Below are 1,685 nucleotides of genomic sequence, written 5' to 3'. Positions count from 1 at the left end.
TGGGCACAAGCTAAATGCAAAAAAAGAGCGCTCGGATGCGACACAGATATTTTGTTCGCACTCAATATGGTGTAATCAAAATTAAGTCGCTTAGCTATACGTAGTGATCAACCATTACCAAAACTCACGACACCGATGCCATCATTAGACCTACTTGCCAGTCCACCCACCCAAAATGAGCCGGTTGATATGTTTGCACTGGAGCAAACATCCCGTTTAATTGAAGCGCGTTTAAGCGATTATCGGGTAAAAGCGGAAGTCGTTGGTTTTTCTCCAGGGCCGGTTATTACCCGCTTTGAATTGGAGTTAGCTCCTGGCGTGAAGGCGGCACATATTTCTAATTTATCAAGGGACTTAGCCCGTTCCTTATCAGCAACCGCCGTACGTATTGTTGAGGTGATACCGGGTAAACCTTATGTAGGGTTAGAATTGCCCAATAGAAAGCGTCAGACGGTTTATCTACGCGAAGTGCTTGATTGTGATAAATTTCGCCGCAACCCCTCACCATTAACCATTGTGTTAGGTAAAGATATTGAAAGTGAACCGGTTATCGCCGATTTAGAAAAAATGCCCATTTGTTGGTTTCCGGTACCACTGGTTCGGGTAAATCGGTTGGGGTTAACGCAATGATCCTCAGTATTTTGTATAAAGCAAAGCCTGAGGATGTTCGTTTTATCATGATCGATCCTAAGATGTTGGAACTCTCCATTTATGAAGGAATTCCTCATTTCCTGACCGAAGTTGTCACCGACATGAAAGATGCAGCTAATGTACTGCGTTGGTGTGTTAATGAAATGGAACGTCGTTATAAGCTAATGTCTGCTTTAGGGGTAAGAAATTTAGTGGGCTATAACGATAAAATTAATGCTGCTGAACGTATGGGGCGCCCGATACCTGATCCATTTTGGAAGCCAGGTGATAGCATGGATAGTAATCATCCGGTACTAAAAAAAGAGCCTTATATTTTTGTTATGGTTGATAAATTTTCCGATCTCATGATGACCGCTGGCAAGAAAGTTGAAGAGCTAATTGCGCGTTTGGCACAAAAAGCGCGGGCAGCCCGTATTCACCTTGTTTTGGGGACGCAAAGGCCATCGGTTGATATTATTACCGGCTTAATTAAGGCGAATATACCGACTCTCGGATTGCGTTTACTGTATCAAGCAAGATAGATTCTCCCACCATCCTTGATCAAGGTGGCGCTGAATCTTTATTAGGCATGGGCGATATGCTTTACTTACCGCCTAACTCCTCTATTCCAATTCGTGTCCATGGCGCGTTTGTTTGCGATCAGGAAGTGCATGATGTGGTTAAAGATTGGAAAGCTAGAGGTAAGCCCGAGTATATTGATAACATTACTAAGGCTTGCGATGAGGGTGAGAGTGGTAATGGTTATGATGGTGATGAAGAGCTTGATCCACTATTTGATCAAGCGGTTGAATTTGTGACGGAAAAGCAACGCGTCTCAATATCTGGCATTCAACGACAGTTCCCCATTGGTTATAAGCGTGCCGCAAGGATTGTTGAACAGATGGAAGCGCAAGGGATCGTTAGTGAACCAGGCCACAATAGTAATCGCGAAGTCTTATAGCTGGGCGACTTTAAAATGATTACAAGTAATGACTCTATATCAGTAAATTTATATTGGAGAAAAACATATATTTTGTAATCAAAATTAAGACGCT

1 pseudogene is annotated in these 1,685 nt (G+C 42.8%); it reads left to right on the top strand.

Features of this window, described 5'->3' with window-relative positions:
• Window positions 1-108: 108 nt before the first annotated feature.
• Window positions 109-1,591, top strand: a pseudogene (locus tag ARSQ2_RS11210) (DNA translocase FtsK); the annotation flags it as partial.
• Window positions 1,592-1,685: the final 94 nt, after the last annotated feature.

This window comes from Arsenophonus endosymbiont of Bemisia tabaci Q2 (genome assembly GCF_902713415.1).
Taxonomy (GTDB): Bacteria; Pseudomonadota; Gammaproteobacteria; order Enterobacterales; family Enterobacteriaceae; genus Arsenophonus.
The sequence above is the reverse complement of the archived record's forward strand: the minus strand, read 5'-3'. Positions and strand labels throughout refer to the sequence as shown.